This is a genomic window from Lonsdalea quercina, from assembly GCF_900107885.1.
GTDB classification, from domain to species: Bacteria; Pseudomonadota; Gammaproteobacteria; order Enterobacterales; family Enterobacteriaceae; genus Lonsdalea; species Lonsdalea quercina.
The window spans coordinates 1-15,578 of the sequence record NZ_FNQS01000001.1 but is presented as its reverse complement, the minus strand read 5'-3'; the positions used below and the strand labels follow the sequence as shown (position 1 = coordinate 15,578).

The following is a 15,578-nucleotide window of genomic DNA, read 5'->3' as shown; positions in this document are numbered from 1 at the left end:
CGAAAAGCATTACCCGACAGGGGCAAAGCTAGCAGGCCGCCGGTAACTGTATGTGATTGAGGTACTATGAAAACTGAAACCCCTCTCGACAAACTTCGCGAATTGGCTCAGCAGGAAGCGGACGATGCCGCTACTCTGCTGGGGCAGATCCGTCAGTCGCACGTACAGGCACAGCAGCAGCTCGATATGCTGCTCGGGTATGAAGATGACTACCGTGTACAGTTGCAACAAAGTATGGGTAGCGGTATTAATGCGGCGAATTGGTATAACTATCAACAGTTTATCAAAACTCTCGAGTTGGCCATCGAACAACATCGCAAACAGCTGGCCGTATGGGCACAGCGCCTTGAGCAGGCCATGAAAACCTGGCAGGCCAAGCGCCAGCGGCTGAATGCGTTCGAAACATTAAAAGAACGGGCGGCTCAGGAACTCTTGGTTCGTGAGAATCGTCGAGACCAGAAACTGATGGATGAATTTGCACAGCGCTCGTCATTGAGGAAACTGAATCCATGAATCTAACCACTGTTACTGCTCTTTCAGCGTCTGAGACCGCTCGAACCGATTCGAGCTCGTCCAGCAGCAGCCAAGACAGTAATGCGTCACAGCCTAACAGCTTTACGGCGCTGTTTTCGTCACACCTGAATGAAGAGCAAAATCGTATACAGCAAAACGCGTCGAACGCGGCTTCTCAACATACTCAGAATAAAGAAATAGAGCCTCAGCCGGTAAAACACCCCACGACTCAGTCGTCGTCCAACACCACGACGAAAACCGAAAATACGTCGGCAAAACAGGCTGATGGAAGTGAAGATGCGCAGTTGGCGGACGCGAATGTGGGCGAAGAGTCGACGACAACGGCGTCTTCCGGGCAGTCTTCGCTGAGCGCGCTGCTGAAGCAGTCGCACACGACACACGGTAAGTCTACGGCAGCAAAAGCCGAGACCGCGACGACCGATGCAGCCGATAGTCGCGATGACGCTGCGTTAACGTTGGGCGAGCAGGCGATTGCGGATACCGACAGCTCGGTTGTGATTTCCGATCAGGATGCCTCGTCAACGATTATGGCCATGCTGGGGGCAGGATTGGCTCCGCAGTTACAAAAAGTCACCGCTCAGCCGATAACCAGCCAGAGTGAAGGCGTCGCCGCTCTGAGTGTCGATGGACAAAATGCCTTGCAGACGCTGACTGATGGTCAGCAGAGCACGTCCTTGACCTCCATGCTGAATGCCGTCGCTGATGACGCGACGACAGGGCAGGACGACGAGGCGGCATTAAGCGATATTTTGGGTCGCGCTTCCGGTAAAACGGCGTCTAAAGGAAACGGAAAAGACGATACGACCGACCTGAAAAACACGGTGGTTGATACCAGTGCGACGTCAAACAAGGTTCAGTCATCGGATATCACAGCTGCCGTGAGCAACGCGTTCAAGGTGAGCCAAGAGCCGTCATCTGCCAACAACAGCAGTTCCAGCGCCGCGACGGTGAATAGCGCCTTGGGTGCGCTAAACAGCACTCAGGCCAACACCTCCGCCGCCGCGACGCCGCAAACTGCGGTGCTGACATCTCGTCTGGGCAGCGATGAGTGGCAACAGGCGCTCAGCCAGCAGGTTGTGATGTTTACGCGTAATAATCAGCAAAACGTTGAGCTGCGTCTGCATCCGCAGGAGCTTGGCGCAATTCAGGTCAGCATGACGATGGATGATAACCAGGCTCAAATACACCTTGCGTCTGCGCATGGCCAGGTTCGGGCAGCCTTAGAAGCGGCGATGCCGCAGCTGAGAACGGCGTTATCTGAAAGCGGTATTACGCTAAACCAGAGTAGTGTGGGCAGCGAGACCTTCGCCGGCTCCGAATGGCAACAGGGGCAACAGCAGAGCGCAGGCGGCGGTTCGTCTTCGTCTCAGTATTCGAGCAGCCTGGACAGCCACATGGACATCGTGGATGTGCCTGCCTCACTGCAGAGATTGGCGTCCTCCTCGAGTGGCGTCGATACCTTTGCGTGAAGCAAATCAGTAAGCTAGTGTGATTTTCCTCGTCTATTCATCCTATTGAACGGCGGAATAGACGGGATAATTACGGGGTATATGCAGCACAGAGCTGCATCAATGGCAATGAGTATAGGAATTATCTTAGTCTATGGCTGAAGAAAAATCACAGTCGGGACGCAAGCGTTCTGTCTTGTTAATACTACTAATCGTTATCGCATTGGTAGCGACATGTGCTGCTGGCACGGGTTGGTGGTTCTTTTATCATAAAAACGCTGAGCCAACGGTGGCAAAAGAAGTGCCCCCCCCGGAACCTGTATTCATGCCATTGGATACATTTACTGTTAACTTGGTTAATCCGGATAACAATCCCGATCGTGTGTTGTACGTTGGGTTCACCCTGCGTTTGCCAGATGAAGAAACCAAGAGCCGCTTCACCCGCTATTTGCCGGAAGTACGCAGCCGCTTGCTGCTGCTGCTTTCCCGACAGGATTCGGCCGCGTTGGCAAACGAACAAGGTAAGCAGAAGCTGATTGATGAAATTAAACAGGTTCTTAGCCCGCCGCTGGTTCAAGGGCAACCCAACCAGGTGGTCACGGATGTTCTGTTCACCGCTTTCATACTGCGATAAATATTATGAGTGACAGTATTCTTTCCCAGGCAGAAATTGACGCATTGCTCAACGGTGACAGTGACGACGGCGATAGCAAAGCCAAGTCGGCCGCTGGCCCCGAAAGCGATATTCGGCCTTACGACCCCAATACGCAACGCCGTGTGGTTCGTGAGCGTCTTCAGTCGTTAGAAATCATCAATGAGCGTTTTGCTCGTCAGTTCCGCATGGGGCTGTTCAACCTGTTGCGTCGCAGCCCGGATATCACTGCCGGACCGATAAAAATTCAGCCGTATCATGATTTTGCGCGTAACCTGCCGGTGCCGACCAACCTTAATCTGGTACACCTGAAGCCGCTGCGCGGCACCGCGCTGTTTGTGTTTTCCCCGAGCCTGGTTTTTATCGCGGTAGACAACCTGTTTGGCGGCGATGGCCGTTTTCCTACCAAGGTGGAAGGGCGAGAGTTCACTCACACCGAACAGCGCGTGGTGAAAAGAATGCTGCGCCTGGCTTTGGAAGCCTACGGCGATGCGTGGAACGCGATCTACAAATTGGACGTGGAATATGTGCGCTCCGAGATGCAGGTCAAGTTCACCAACATCACGACGTCACCTAACGATATTGTGGTCACCACGCCTTTCCATGTGGAAATTGGCAATTTGACCGGCGAATTCAATATTTGTATTCCTTTTGCCATGATCGAACCGCTGCGCGAGCTGCTGGTGAATCCTCCGATGGAGAATTCTCGACAGGAAGATCAGAGCTGGAGGGATACGTTGGCCAAGCAGGTTCAGCATTCCGAGCTGGAGCTGGTCGCCAACTTTACCGATGTGTCGCTGCGGTTGTCCAAAGTGCTCAAGCTACAGCCGGGCGACGTATTGCCTATAGAAAAACCTGACAGCATCATTGCCCATGTCGACGGTGTTCCGGTCTTGACCGGTCAATACGGTACCTACAAAGGACAATATGCTCTTCGAGTCGAACAGTTAGTGAATCCAATTTTGACTTCTCTGAACAACGAGGGACAGCCCCATGAGTGACACCAAGAACCCGTCCGAAGAAAAAGAATCCGTGGACGATCTGTGGGCTGATGCATTTAATGAGCAGCAAGCCGCAGAAAAAGAAGAAAGCGGTAGCGAAGGCGTATTCAAGTCTCTGGAAGCCGATGCCGCGACCGGACTGTCTCAGGACATCGACCTGATTTTGGATATCCCGGTCAAACTGACGGTTGAACTGGGCCGTACCAAAATGACCATCAAAGAATTGCTGCGCCTCTCTCAGGGGTCGGTGGTTGCGCTGGATGGTCTGGCCGGCGAGCCGTTGGATATCCTGATCAACGGGTATCTGATCGCGCAGGGCGAAGTGGTGGTGGTAGCCGATAAATACGGCGTGCGTATCACTGATATCATTACTCCGTCTGAGCGTATGCGTCGCCTGAGCCGCTAACTTATGGCGCAAACTCAGGAGCAGACCTCCGCATCCGTCATGGTGCCGACGCATAGCCAGGCACCGTCACAAACTCCCGGCTCGGCGCTAACCCAGGTCAGTGCTGTGTTGGGAGGCATTCTCCTGTTTATCCTTCTGTTAGCCTGGCTCGCCAAAAAACTCGGCGTAGCGCCTCAGGCTCGCAATAATCAGATGATGAAAGTCGTGTCGAGTTGTCCGGTCGGGCAGCGCGAAAAGGTCGTGATTGTCGAAGTTGACGACACCTGGTTGGTTCTCGGCGTCACCGCGCAGCAGGTGACCCCGCTTCACACCCTGCCGGCAAAAGTAATTGATGACGCTAACGCTTCCGCTCAAGCCAATCCTGCAGACTTTCGCAAACTCCTCAGTAAGGTCATGAATCGCTCGGAAAAGTCAGAATGAACAGGTTTTCATCTCGATGGGCGTCGCTGTTGCGGCGCGGTTTCTTTGCTGGCGTGATTGTGTTTATTGCGCCGAATGCTTGGGCGCAACTGCCGGGCATCATCAGTCAGCCGATGGCCAATGGCGCGCAGAGCTGGTCCCTGCCGGTCCAAACTCTGGTTCTGCTGACGTCATTGACGTTTATTCCCGCCGTACTGCTGATGATGACCAGTTTTACCCGTATCATCATCGTGCTGAGTTTGTTGAGAAACGCGATGGGGACCGCCACGGCGCCGCCCAACCAGATTATCGTTGGACTGAGCCTGTTTTTGACCTTCTTCATTATGTCCCCGGTCATCACCAAGGTGTATCAGGACGCGTATCTGCCGTTCAGTCAGGATAAGATCTCCATGGAAGTGGCGATCGATCGTGGTTCTGCGCCGGTGCGTCAGTTTATGCTGCGCCAGACGCGTGAGACAGATTTGGCGCTATTTACCCGACTGGCGGATATTCCCCCGCTGGAAGGACCGGAAGCTATCCCCATGCGGGTGTTGGTTCCTGCGTTTGTGACCAGCGAGCTTAAAACGGCCTTTCAAATCGGTTTTACCGTCTTTATCCCTTTCCTGATTATTGACCTGGTGGTCGCCAGCGTGTTGATGGCGTTGGGGATGATGATGGTGCCGCCGGCGACGGTTTCTCTTCCTTTTAAGCTGATGCTGTTTGTCCTGGTTGATGGCTGGCAGCTGTTGCTAAGCTCATTAGTGCAGAGTTTTTACAGTTAACATTCAGCATTAGGATATTTTATGACTCCTGAGTCGGTCATGGCGTTGGGTAACGAAGCAATGAAGATCGCGCTGGCTTTGGCGGCGCCTCTATTATTGGCGGCTCTCGTTACCGGGTTGATTGTGAGCATTTTGCAGGCGGCAACGCAGATTAACGAAATGACGCTCTCTTTTATTCCCAAAATTCTGGCCGTTTTCCTGACCATCATCATCGCCGGTCCCTGGATGCTCGGGTTGTTTCTTGACTACATGCGTACCTTGTTTAGCAATTTGCCTAACATGATTGGTTAATCATGATTAACCTGACCAGCGCCGATATCTATTACTGGCTTAATCAGTTCTTCTGGCCTTTTATACGCCTGATGGCGCTGATTTCCACGGCGCCCGTTCTCAACGAAAAAGAAATCACCACCAAGGCTAAAATTGGTCTTGGCCTGCTGGCGACGTTCTTGATTGGTCCGCATCTGACCATTACACCGGTTCCCATATTTTCTGCCGAAGGGCTTTGGTTGTTGGTCAAACAAATATTGATCGGCACGTGCATCGGTTTCACGATGCAACTGGCATTCGCGACCTTTCGTATGGCCGGGGAAGTGATTGGGTTACAGATGGGGCTGTCTTTCGCCACGTTTTTCGACCCATCCGGCGGTCCGAATATGCCGGTGCTGGCGCGCTTTCTTAATCTGTTGGCGATGCTGCTGTTCCTGGCGTTTGATGGACACTTGTGGCTTATCTCCATGCTGGCCGATAGTTTTCATGTCATTCCGATCGATACAGCACCTATCGACACTAACGTCTTCTATTCTATTGCACGAGCAGGCAGCCTTATCTTTATTAATGGTCTGATGCTGGCGCTGCCGTTGGTGACGCTGTTGCTGGTCCTTAACCTCGCGCTCGGTCTGCTAAACCGAATGACGCCGCAGCTGTCCGTATTTGTCATTGGTTTCCCCGTTACGCTGACGGTGGGGATAATGACCATTGGTACGCTGATGACGCTGATACCCCAATTTGCTGAACATTTATTTGGCGAGTTCTTCGATATGATTGCGACGCTGGTGACAAACTTTAATCTTTAATTGCAGACCATTGTGTTTTTTAGCCGTTTGCAAACGAAAACCTGTCGGTTTTATTACGCAACACTGAGCAATAAATCACCTTTCCACCGCGATTCAGTCGTTTCAGCTTGTTAAAACTGACGTTGTCTGCTCGGTTTTTTTATTTTAACTTGCTGAAAAGCATATGTTTTAAAAATATTGGGTTTAATTACTAAAGATCATTAGGGCAACGCCGATATTTCTGTAGACGGTGGTTGACGCCGTGGGCGGAAAAGCCTGAACCCTAACGATTTAAGTCCTGACGGATATCTAAAAGGAAATCTCTTATGGCACAAGTAATTAATACCAACAGCATCTCGCTGGTTGCACAGAACAACCTGAACAAATCTCAGTCTTCTCTGAGCACCGCGATCGAACGTCTGTCCTCTGGTCTGAAAATCAACAGCGCTGCAGATAACGCCGCTGGTCAGGCTATCTCCAACCGTTTCACTTCCAGCATCAACGGTTTGACTCAGGCTTCCAGCAACGCAAGCGATGGTATCTCCCTGGCGCAGACGACTGAAGGCGCACTGGACGAAATTAACGACAACTTGCAGGCTATCCGTACTCTGACCGTACAGTCTCAGAACGGTACTAACTCCGCTTCCGACCTGCAGTCAATCCAGGACGAAATTACTCAGCGTCTGTCTGAAGTTGACCGTATCTCTCAGCAGACCGACTTCAACGGCGTGAAAGTACTGGATGGCAGCAAAACTTCCATCTCTATCCAGGTTGGTTCTCAGGATGGCCAGACCATCAGCATCAACCTGCAGAAAGTTAACACTGCTTCTCTGAACCTGTCTGGCTTTAACGTTGACGGTCCTGCAAGCAGCGCAACGACTGCTGTTACAAGCGGTTCTACCTACAACAGCACCACGCTGAGCGCAGACGCCTCTGTCTCTTTCTCTGGTACTTCCGCTCTGAGCACAACCGGTCTGGTTTCCGACTCTAACGGCAACTACTTCGTTAGCGGTACACTGAGTGGAGACGTTGAAGGCGTCGGCAAATCTGGCGACGCTGCTTACTACAAACTGACGTCTAACGACATCTCCATCACCGATGATGGCGCGATGACCGTGACCGTTGACGCTTCTACCGACAACCTGACGGGTGTTCAGACGGAAAACCCGTTGACGACTCTGGATAAAGCGCTGTCTACCGTAGATGACATGCGTAGTAACCTGGGTGCGATTCAGAACCGTTTCGACTCCACCATCAACAACCTGACCAGCACGTCTACCAACCTGAGCGAAGCACAGTCTCGTATCCAGGATGCTGACTACGCTACAGAAGTTTCCAACATGAGCAAGGCTCAGATCCTGCAACAGGCTGGTACTTCAGTGTTGGCGCAGGCGAACCAGGTTCCGCAGACCGTTCTGTCTCTGCTGCAGTAATCTGTTTCATCTTCTGTCTAAAAAGCCCCGCCTCTGGCGGGGCTTTTTTTATGGCGAATATCGCCTGCAGCGCAAGCAATACCGAGATTAGCCGGTATAAAGAAGATGAATTCACGTCTTTGAGCTGGCATTCAGCGCCGTATTATTAAACTGGCGATGTCCCGTCCACTATGGGGTACATCGCGCCAATTTAGAGTCAGCTCCGGTTACATCGAATGCATATAGAGGGTTAGTCATGAACAAGTCCCCACTCGTCAGTATCATTATTCCAGCGAAGGAACCACGATACTTTGAACTCGCACTGTTGAGTGCGACCCTTCAGGATTACGACAATGTAGAAATCATCGTGCACGATGCCAGCGCAGATACACTTATCGAAAGCGCCGTCTATAAGGCGACCGATGCGTCTCGCCATACCATTCGTTATTTCCGCAGCGAGTCCCTCGACGTCTCTGAATACGATCTCTGCGCAAAAAGCCTCATGCATGCGGAAGGAAAATACATTAACTTCCTGAGTGATAGCGATGTACTGAGGGAAGATCATATCCGACTATTGACAGCGGTATTGGAAGAAGATGATCGCGTGGTGTTCAGTTCGTCACGCCGGCGACGCATAGATGGAGAGGGGCAGATACTCAATGACATTGCTGAAACTGCATACCCATTTTCCGGCAACGTGCAGATTCGTGGTAAGAATGTCATTGATTATCTGACTCGATATGCGACCAATTTTATTGGTGAACTGAGCTGTGTTTTACTGCGGCAGGAAATGCTGTCTCCCAAGACCATGTTTACCCTCAACGGCGTCAAGCTGCACTATACGGCACCGCTGGCTTTCTACCTCTCGCTGCTACGTGACGGCGACTTCGCTATGCTGTCCGAACCGCTGACCGACAGGCGGGTTCCTGCGGAAAGGGTGGATGGCTCGATCAGCGGTCCGGAGTTCCAGGAGCAGGCGGTGTATTTTCGCGAGGTCCAGAACTCGATTTTTTTCTCGCCTGACGTCAAAAATCCCGATCTTCTTGAGGTCGCAGACCTGGATCAAAAAGAGCATTTCTACCCCTTTGATCTCAAAGAAGGTATGAAAACCGCCTTAAAGGGTAAACCGGAAGAGAATACTACGCCGAACTGGATCGCCAGCCGTTATCCCACAGCCAGTGAGTCGGTACTGATTAAGGAGTATCTCGGTCAGCATCTGGAAGGCCGCGAATTCGGCATTCTCATTATGGATACCGAGGGCGACGAAGAAAAATTGAAGGCGACCGTCGAGAGTCTTGAGACCATCGAGTCGGACGGCGTCCTGCTCAAGCGCATCATCCTGACTTCATCCTCGGAGATCGCGGCGCGTTTCCCCTCTTGTACCGTGCGGGAAATCCGTCAGGAAATTCTCGTCAGGACTATCAATGACGTCGTGCGCGAACAGACCTTCGACTGGCTGATGCTGGTTCAGGCGGGTGAGATCTTTACCGCAGGCGGCCTGCTGATGACCAGTTTAGGACTGGTTACCGCTCAAGGCTGCAGCGCTATTTACGGCGACGAGCTGCTATACGGCAAAGACGGGCAATTAGGACTCTCTTGCCGTCCGGATTTCAACCTTGATTATCTGCTGAGCCTTCCCGCCGTCATGACGCGACACTGGTTGTTCAACCGAGAGCTGTTCTTATCGCTGGGCGGCTTTGATTCCAAGCATGCCAGCTGCATGGAGCTGGAGTACATCCTCAGGTTGATTGAACAGCAGGGGATGGGGTCTATCGGGCATTTGGCTGAATTTCTGACGATTTCAGACGAGTTGTCGATTTCCACCCATGAGGGGGAGATTGCTGTCCTCGAACGCCATCTTCAGCGTCGTGGATATGAGGCTGGTAAAGCAGTGGCCACGTTGCCGGGACACTACCGGATGATTTACGGTCATCAGGAGACTCCGCTGGTTTCGATCATCATCCCGACCAAAGATCAGCTCCCGGTGCTGGTGGCCTGCGTCACCAGCCTGCTAGAGAAAACGCGCTACCCGAATTACGAACTGCTGATTGTGGATAACAATAGCGAAACGCATGAAGCGAAAGCCTGGCTGGACGGGGTGGCGAAGGTCGATCCCAATCGTATCCGTGTTATCCGCTATCCTCATCCCTTCAACTACTCGGCGATTAACAACATGGCCGCCGAGCAGGCGCGCGGCGATTATCTGCTACTGCTCAACAATGATACGGCCGTCGTGCAGCCGGATTGGCTGGACAACATGCTAAACCACGCGCTGCGTCCAGAAGTAGGGATCGTTGGCGCCAAGCTGGTTTATCCGGATGGGCGTATTCAGCACGGCGGCGTCATTCTTGGACTGCGCGGACCGGCTGAACATCCGTTTAACGGCGATCCAATGGACGAACCCGGCTATATGCAGCGCCTGAAAGTAGACCAAAATTACAGCGTCGTCACCGCAGCGTGCCTGATGATTAGAAAGTCCGTCTACCAGCAGGTCAATGGGTTAGATGAAGAGGCTTTCAAGGTTTCCTACAACGATGTGGATCTGTGTCTGAAAGTGCGTGAAGCGGGGTATCTCACCGTGTGGACGCCATTTGCCACGGTGATGCATGAAGGCAGCGTGAGTCAGAAAAAGGTGGATACCGCTGCACAGGAGGCGAAAAGAAAACGCTTCCAGGGCGAACAGATGGCCATGTACGAGAAGTGGTTGCCGGTCATTGCCCGAGATCCCGCCTACAATATCAATCTGTCTTTAAATGGACGCGGGTTTGAAGTCGAGCCGGATGCCGGCCTGATTTGGCGCCCGTTGACCTGGCGACCATTGCCGGTGGTGATGGCGCATATGTCTGACCAAACCGGCTGCGGGCACTACCGTATTATCAAGCCGTTTAATGCGCTGAAAGACGCCAATATGATTGATGGCAAACTCTCCAACGTCTATCTGAATACCCCGACGTTGGCGCGCTATGAACCCGAGGTCCTGGTACTGCAAAAACAGGTGTCGGCGTATTTTCATGACTGGATCGAAAGAATCAGCAAGCTTAGCAACACCTTCAAGGTCTATGAGCTGGATGACTATCTTCCCAATATTCCGCTGAAAAGCGTGCACCGCGCCGGTCTCCCCAAAGATGCGCTGAAAGCAATGCGTAAGAGCCTGGGGTTCATGGACCGCTTTGTGGTGTCGACGCAGCCGATGGCGGAGGCGTTCGCTGGCCTTCATGACCGTATTCATGTGGTCGAAAACCGTCTGCCGGTGGAATGGTGGTCTAATCTCAGCTCTCTGCGGCGGCAGGGTAAGAAACCCCGTGTTGGTTGGGGCGGTGGTAGCAGCCATACCGGAGATTTGGAGCTCATTGCCGATATCGTACGGGATTTGGCGGACGACGTGGAGTGGGTGTTCTTTGGGATGTGTCCTGAAAAATTGCGCCCTTATATCCATGAATTCCACAAAGGGGTGGATATAGATTTTTACCCGCAGAAACTGGCCTCTCTGAACCTGGATTTGGCGCTGGCGCCGCTCGAAGAAAATATCTTCAACCGCTGTAAGAGTAATTTGCGTTTGCTGGAATACGGCGCTTGCGGCTATCCGGTGATTTGTACGGATATCGAACCTTATCAGTGCGATCTGCCGGTCACGCGCGTCCGGAACCGCTATAAAGACTGGATGGATGCAATCCGTATGCATCTGGCTGACCTCGATGCGACTGCGCGAATGGGCGACGAATTACGCCAGGCGGTTTATCGCGACTGGATGTTAAGCGGAGACAATTTACTTCTGTGGCAGAAAGCCTGGTTGCCGGATTGATGTGACATTCTCCGGGGAAGGCATGGGTTGCTGACCCCGGCTGTATCCTTTGGGCTTATTGAGCAGATGAAATATGATTAACGGAAAAACAATTGGGGTGGGAATAATAACTCATAATCGTCCGGATGAGTTGATTAAGCTCTATCGTTCCTTGCCTATGGATATTCTGGATGAACTCGTGATTGTTAACGATGGTCGTCTTTTCTGCGAGTTTCATGAGATCACGCATACGGTGATCAATAACCCCGAAAATCTGGGGGTAGGGAAAAGTAAAAACATAGCCTTGCGCTATTTACATGAACGCAACGTCGACCATTTTTTCTTAATTGAAGATGATGTCTTTATCAAAAATAAATTGGTATTCGAGCGATATATCCAGGCGTCAAAGATCAGTGGCATTCAACATTTCATGTTCAGTCAGGCAACCCCCGCCTGTCTCGATGACGTCGTCAAACCAAGAATGAACGCGGACTATGCTGGCGGACGTATCCAGCTTTACCAGACGTGTGACGGCGCATTCGTTTACTACTCGAAGGCGTGCATCGACCGTGTAGGATATATGGATGAAACTTATTATAACGCCCTGGAGCATGTGGATCATACGTTAGCGATAATTAACGCGGGCATGCATCCACCATTTTGGTATTTCGCTGATATCGATAACTCAAAAGATTTTATCGGCTTCGACCATAAGGACTTTGAGCATTCGACGATTTTCACTCAGGAAAATTACACGAAGAATCAAAAAACGGCGCTCAACTATTTTCGTGATAAACACGGTGTGCGCGTGAAGGATGTCCCGGACTTAGGTCCGACGGAAACGTTAAAAATATTGAGAGATATAAAGCGGCGGCACGCCAAGCCCGTGCTGTTTCAAACTAAATCGCGTCAGACCAGACGGTAGCTATTGAGCGTCTCCCTCCTCCCTGGTTCATCGAGATCAACCAAGTTCGTTTTGTCGGCTGAAATAAAATGGGGGAGGGATTCTGGGCGTAATGGTTTCCGAGCTAAACGATTTTATCGAGAAAATAATTTTCAAAGCGTGAAGACATGTTTAATTACAGGGGTTAGAATACGCCGCCAAAATTTTCGATTTCAGACACCCTATTGTCCCATTCATTACGTCTTGTGATTCTTTATCTTTCTTATTTTTCAATAAGCTGGCCGTTGTCAGATTATGGTGTAAAACTTCCTTACCTTTCATGTATATCTTAAATAGCATGTCTTTTTAACGCCTATTCATTCGATTGTCTGCACTATACGAACGCATAATAGTACCGATAACTTTATTATCTAGGTGTTTGTCACTGTGAGTGAGCTGTATACCGCTGAAGGAACAATGGACAAAAATTCCTTATGGAAGCGCTATATACCGTTAGTGCGCCATGAGGCTCTCCGTTTGCAGGTTCGTTTGCCCGCGAGCGTGGAACTTGACGACCTTCTTCAGGCCGGCGGCATCGGGCTGCTCAGCGCAGTAGAGCGCTACGACTCCTTGCAAGGGACGGCGTTCACCACTTATGCCGTTCAGCGCATCCGAGGCTCGATGCTGGATGAGTTGAGAAGCCGCGACTGGGCTCCCCGTAGCGTGCGTCGTAATGCCCGCGAAGTTGCTCATGCCATGCAAAAGGCCGAGCAACAGTTGGGACGCGCTCCGACGGAACAAGAAGTCGCGCAAATTCTTGACATCTCCCTCGAGGACTATCGTCAGATCCTGCTCGACACCAACAACAGCCAGCTCTTTTCTTACGACGAATGGCGTGAGGAACATGGCGACAGCGCCGAAGCATTGCTGGAAGGCAACGAAGATGCTAATCCATTGCAACAACTTATGGATGTCAATCTTCGTCAGCGCGTGATGGATGCCATCGATAACCTTCCAGAACGCGAAAAACTCGTCTTGACCCTCTACTATCAGGAAGAGCTCAATTTAAAAGAGATCGGTGCGGTTCTGGAGGTTGGGGAGTCACGGGTGAGTCAATTACATAGCCAAGCGATTAAGCGCCTGCGCGTTAAATTAATGAATGAAAGTTAATTTGGAAGCGTAGGCAGGTCGCTATCCCTTTTTACTGTCATGGAATGGATTCATGTCTCAGTCAGCCAGGAAGAAACTGCTTCTTAGTCGTTATTTAAAAGATTTCAAACACAAACAAACTCATTGTTCCAACTGCGGTAAATCGCTCGACCGCGTCTCATTGGTTTATCAATCCAAGCCCCTCAACAAAAAAGCGCTTGAATATCTGGACAGGAAGATAGATGACGATACCTGGGAATCTATGCAGGAGGAATTAATACCTCTATGCCGATTCTGCAGCGAGGTCTTCTGCAAGCCGCCAGCGCATTACTTCAATATAAAATCATTCACTCGCTATCTTATTGACCAAACGGAAGTGCAATACAGCACGATGCGAGAATATGTTATTCGTCTGCGTAGATTGGATGAATTGCTTATTGCCCGTCGTTATCCTTCCGAGCGTCTGGCTGAAAATGAAAGTGTTCAGCAGCAAATTTGCAGCGACATTCCCAATTTGGAACAAAATACCTACCGTAGCGCGTTGCGTAAATACGATCAATTTTTGGACTGGGAGAAAAATCTTTCCCGCGAAACCGCGTTGATGTTGTAAACCGGGAATCTTCAACTATACGTTTATAATATGACGGTGTAAAAAGTCTTGCCAGGAGGAAAAGAATATTGCACTGTCATATTGCTGTCATCCTCTCGCCGTATTTTTAGCCAGGATATTAGTCTGTCAATTATTATTCTTGTGAATAGTTATTGTCATAGTAAGGAGTGAGAATGGTGAAGTCCTTAAAGGGACGATATAGTTCGAAGCTTCATCGTCAAATACCGCGTAACGACTGCGGCGGTTATTCTACCTTTATCATTCTCTCTCAACATCCCAGTTCTAAATCATCAACCTCCTGTCTCCGATCAAGCGTTATCCATTTTAATCGAAAACCGACTGCATCGACGTTCTGTGGTCTAACCGTTTATGCAGGCGGCTTTTCCCCCCTTGTGTTGTCGAGTGGCTTAATAAGGAAGCCAAACCTCATTTGTACATGCAGCGCCGTAGAAGCTTATTCATGCGGTATGTGAAACAAACTGTAAGGTGGCACTATGGGAAGACAAAAAGCAGTGATCAAAGCACGCCGTGAAGCGAAACGCGTCATCAGACGTGAAGCCCGCAATCATCGTCAGCGTGAAGAAGATTCGGTCACTTCTCTGGTTCAGTTGGGGGGCATTGAGTCCATCGGGATGGCGCGAGAAAATCGTGACACCTCCCTGATTGAAGCCCGCACTGAAGCCCAGGAACAATACTTGTCTGCAATAGACGACAAACAGTTAATCTTTGCCACCGGAGAAGCCGGCTGTGGTAAAACGTTTTTGAGTGCCGCTAAAGCGGCGGAAGCGCTGATTCATAAAGAGATTGAGCGGATTATCGTAACTCGCCCGGTTTTGCAGGCAGATGAAGATCTTGGTTTTTTACCTGGTGATATCTCTGAAAAGTTTGCGCCTTATTTCCGCCCGGTCTATGACATTTTGCAGCGACGTCTGGGCGCTTCCTTCCTGCAGTACTGCCTGCGTCCCGAAATTGCAAAGGTTGAGATTGCACCCTTCGCCTATATGCGTGGGCGAACCTTTGAAAATGCCGTCGTCATTCTGGATGAAGCACAAAATGTCACGGTAAATCAAATGAAGATGTTCCTGACGCGGTTGGGGGAAAATGTTACCGTTATTGTCAATGGCGACGTCACCCAATGCGACTTGCCATCAGGCGTAAAGTCGGGTCTGCGCGACGCGCTGGAACGGTTCACGGAAGATGAAATGGTGGGTGTGATCTCTTTTAACAAACATGATTGTGTCCGTTCAGAGCTGTGTCAGCGCACCTTACTGGCTTACGCCTGATTTAAACGCGTCATCGCACTTTTGCTGTTGAAAGCCCCGGACCTGTGTTAGGGGCTTTTTCTTGCCGCTCTTAAAGCCTCTCCTATGGAGATGGCGATCGTTGCTTACCGCGCTGAGGGAGGGATTCACTGCGGCGCTGCGCGCCTTGCCCTGCGGGTGGCCTGACGGCCATGCAAAACGGCG

At 51.0% G+C, this 15,578-nt stretch carries 16 protein-coding genes; 15 read left to right on the top strand and 1 reads right to left on the bottom strand.

Annotation, left to right across the window (positions count from 1 at the left end):
* The first annotated feature begins 66 nt into the window (after positions 1-66).
* The 15 genes from fliJ (at position 67) to phoH (ending at position 15,395) form a co-directional block, all read left to right on the top strand.
* Positions 67-513: a flagellar export protein FliJ gene (gene fliJ, locus BLU64_RS00080; RefSeq protein WP_026743002.1), complete on the top strand. Its 447-nt coding sequence runs from the start codon at positions 67-69 to the stop codon at positions 511-513.
* The gene (locus BLU64_RS17335) at positions 510-2,003 is read left to right on the top strand and encodes a flagellar hook-length control protein FliK (protein ID WP_051625527.1); all 1,494 of its coding nucleotides are present in this window, start codon (positions 510-512) and stop codon (positions 2,001-2,003) included. The genes fliJ and BLU64_RS17335 overlap by 4 nt, the downstream gene beginning before the upstream one ends.
* Positions 2,004-2,136: 133 nt before the next feature.
* Positions 2,137-2,616: a flagellar basal body-associated protein FliL gene (fliL, locus tag BLU64_RS00070; protein ID WP_026743001.1), complete on the top strand. Its 480-nt coding sequence runs from the start codon at positions 2,137-2,139 to the stop codon at positions 2,614-2,616.
* Between the two features lie 5 nt (positions 2,617-2,621).
* Positions 2,622-3,635, top strand: coding sequence for a flagellar motor switch protein FliM (fliM, locus tag BLU64_RS00065; RefSeq protein WP_074727614.1), 1,014 nt, complete (start codon positions 2,622-2,624; stop codon positions 3,633-3,635).
* A complete protein-coding gene (gene fliN / locus BLU64_RS00060; protein WP_026741104.1) occupies positions 3,628-4,041 on the top strand; it encodes a flagellar motor switch protein FliN in 414 nt (137 codons plus the stop codon). The genes fliM and fliN overlap by 8 nt, the downstream gene beginning before the upstream one ends.
* Positions 4,042-4,044: 3 nt before the next feature.
* Entirely contained in the window at positions 4,045-4,461 is a 417-nt protein-coding gene (gene fliO / locus BLU64_RS00055) for a flagellar biosynthetic protein FliO (protein ID WP_083351047.1), read from the top strand.
* Positions 4,458-5,222, top strand: coding sequence for a flagellar type III secretion system pore protein FliP (fliP, locus tag BLU64_RS00050; RefSeq protein WP_026742998.1), 765 nt, complete (start codon positions 4,458-4,460; stop codon positions 5,220-5,222). The genes fliO and fliP overlap by 4 nt, the downstream gene beginning before the upstream one ends.
* Positions 5,223-5,243: 21 nt before the next feature.
* A complete protein-coding gene (gene fliQ / locus BLU64_RS00045) occupies positions 5,244-5,513 on the top strand; it encodes a flagellar biosynthesis protein FliQ (protein ID WP_026741107.1) in 270 nt (89 codons plus the stop codon).
* Between the two features lie 2 nt (positions 5,514-5,515).
* Positions 5,516-6,298: a flagellar biosynthetic protein FliR gene (fliR, locus tag BLU64_RS00040; RefSeq protein ID WP_026742997.1), complete on the top strand. Its 783-nt coding sequence runs from the start codon at positions 5,516-5,518 to the stop codon at positions 6,296-6,298.
* Positions 6,299-6,603: 305 nt separating this feature from the next.
* On the top strand, positions 6,604-7,710 hold the full coding sequence (locus BLU64_RS00035) for a FliC/FljB family flagellin (protein ID WP_026742996.1): 1,107 nt from the start codon (positions 6,604-6,606) through the stop codon (positions 7,708-7,710).
* A gap of 235 nt (positions 7,711-7,945) precedes the next feature.
* The gene (locus BLU64_RS00030; protein ID WP_074727612.1) at positions 7,946-11,491 is read left to right on the top strand and encodes a glycosyltransferase; all 3,546 of its coding nucleotides are present in this window, start codon (positions 7,946-7,948) and stop codon (positions 11,489-11,491) included.
* A 73-nt stretch (positions 11,492-11,564) separates the two neighbouring features.
* Positions 11,565-12,395 carry a glycosyltransferase family 2 protein gene (locus tag BLU64_RS00025; RefSeq protein ID WP_139171444.1) on the top strand — a complete coding sequence of 277 codons (831 nt, stop codon included), beginning with the start codon at positions 11,565-11,567 and terminating at the stop codon, positions 12,393-12,395.
* Between the two features lie 405 nt (positions 12,396-12,800).
* Positions 12,801-13,523 carry an RNA polymerase sigma factor FliA gene (locus tag BLU64_RS00020; RefSeq protein ID WP_036153050.1) on the top strand — a complete coding sequence of 241 codons (723 nt, stop codon included), beginning with the start codon at positions 12,801-12,803 and terminating at the stop codon, positions 13,521-13,523.
* A gap of 52 nt (positions 13,524-13,575) precedes the next feature.
* Complete coding sequence (fliZ, locus tag BLU64_RS00015) at positions 13,576-14,112, top strand: flagella biosynthesis regulatory protein FliZ (protein WP_074727610.1); 537 nt, start codon at positions 13,576-13,578, stop codon at positions 14,110-14,112.
* A gap of 494 nt (positions 14,113-14,606) precedes the next feature.
* The gene (phoH, locus tag BLU64_RS00010; RefSeq protein ID WP_026742992.1) at positions 14,607-15,395 is read left to right on the top strand and encodes a phosphate starvation-inducible protein PhoH; all 789 of its coding nucleotides are present in this window, start codon (positions 14,607-14,609) and stop codon (positions 15,393-15,395) included.
* Here the strand turns inward: phoH and BLU64_RS17475 are convergent.
* A partial coding sequence (locus BLU64_RS17475) for a hypothetical protein (protein ID WP_217630042.1) occupies positions 15,378-15,578 on the bottom strand: 201 nt, incomplete at its 5' end. The genes phoH and BLU64_RS17475 overlap by 18 nt on opposite strands.

Excerpts from the sequence above, each read along its gene's own strand:
- phoH (WP_026742992.1), top strand. The coding sequence starts at position 14,607 with ATGGGAAGACAAAAAGCAGTGATCAAAGCACGCCGTGAAGCGAAACGC.
- BLU64_RS00025 (WP_139171444.1), top strand. The coding sequence starts at position 11,565 with ATGATTAACGGAAAAACAATTGGGGTGGGAATAATAACTCATAATCGT.
- BLU64_RS00030 (WP_074727612.1), top strand. The coding sequence starts at position 7,946 with ATGAACAAGTCCCCACTCGTCAGTATCATTATTCCAGCGAAGGAACCA.
- fliQ (WP_026741107.1), top strand. The coding sequence starts at position 5,244 with ATGACTCCTGAGTCGGTCATGGCGTTGGGTAACGAAGCAATGAAGATC.
- fliO (WP_083351047.1), top strand. The coding sequence starts at position 4,045 with ATGGCGCAAACTCAGGAGCAGACCTCCGCATCCGTCATGGTGCCGACG.
- fliJ (WP_026743002.1), top strand. The coding sequence starts at position 67 with ATGAAAACTGAAACCCCTCTCGACAAACTTCGCGAATTGGCTCAGCAG.
- fliP (WP_026742998.1), top strand. The coding sequence starts at position 4,458 with ATGAACAGGTTTTCATCTCGATGGGCGTCGCTGTTGCGGCGCGGTTTC.
- BLU64_RS17335 (WP_051625527.1), top strand. The coding sequence starts at position 510 with ATGAATCTAACCACTGTTACTGCTCTTTCAGCGTCTGAGACCGCTCGA.
- fliN (WP_026741104.1), top strand. The coding sequence starts at position 3,628 with ATGAGTGACACCAAGAACCCGTCCGAAGAAAAAGAATCCGTGGACGAT.
- fliL (WP_026743001.1), top strand. The coding sequence starts at position 2,137 with ATGGCTGAAGAAAAATCACAGTCGGGACGCAAGCGTTCTGTCTTGTTA.
- fliZ (WP_074727610.1), top strand. The coding sequence starts at position 13,576 with ATGTCTCAGTCAGCCAGGAAGAAACTGCTTCTTAGTCGTTATTTAAAA.
- BLU64_RS00035 (WP_026742996.1), top strand. The coding sequence starts at position 6,604 with ATGGCACAAGTAATTAATACCAACAGCATCTCGCTGGTTGCACAGAAC.
- fliM (WP_074727614.1), top strand. The coding sequence starts at position 2,622 with ATGAGTGACAGTATTCTTTCCCAGGCAGAAATTGACGCATTGCTCAAC.
- fliR (WP_026742997.1), top strand. The coding sequence starts at position 5,516 with ATGATTAACCTGACCAGCGCCGATATCTATTACTGGCTTAATCAGTTC.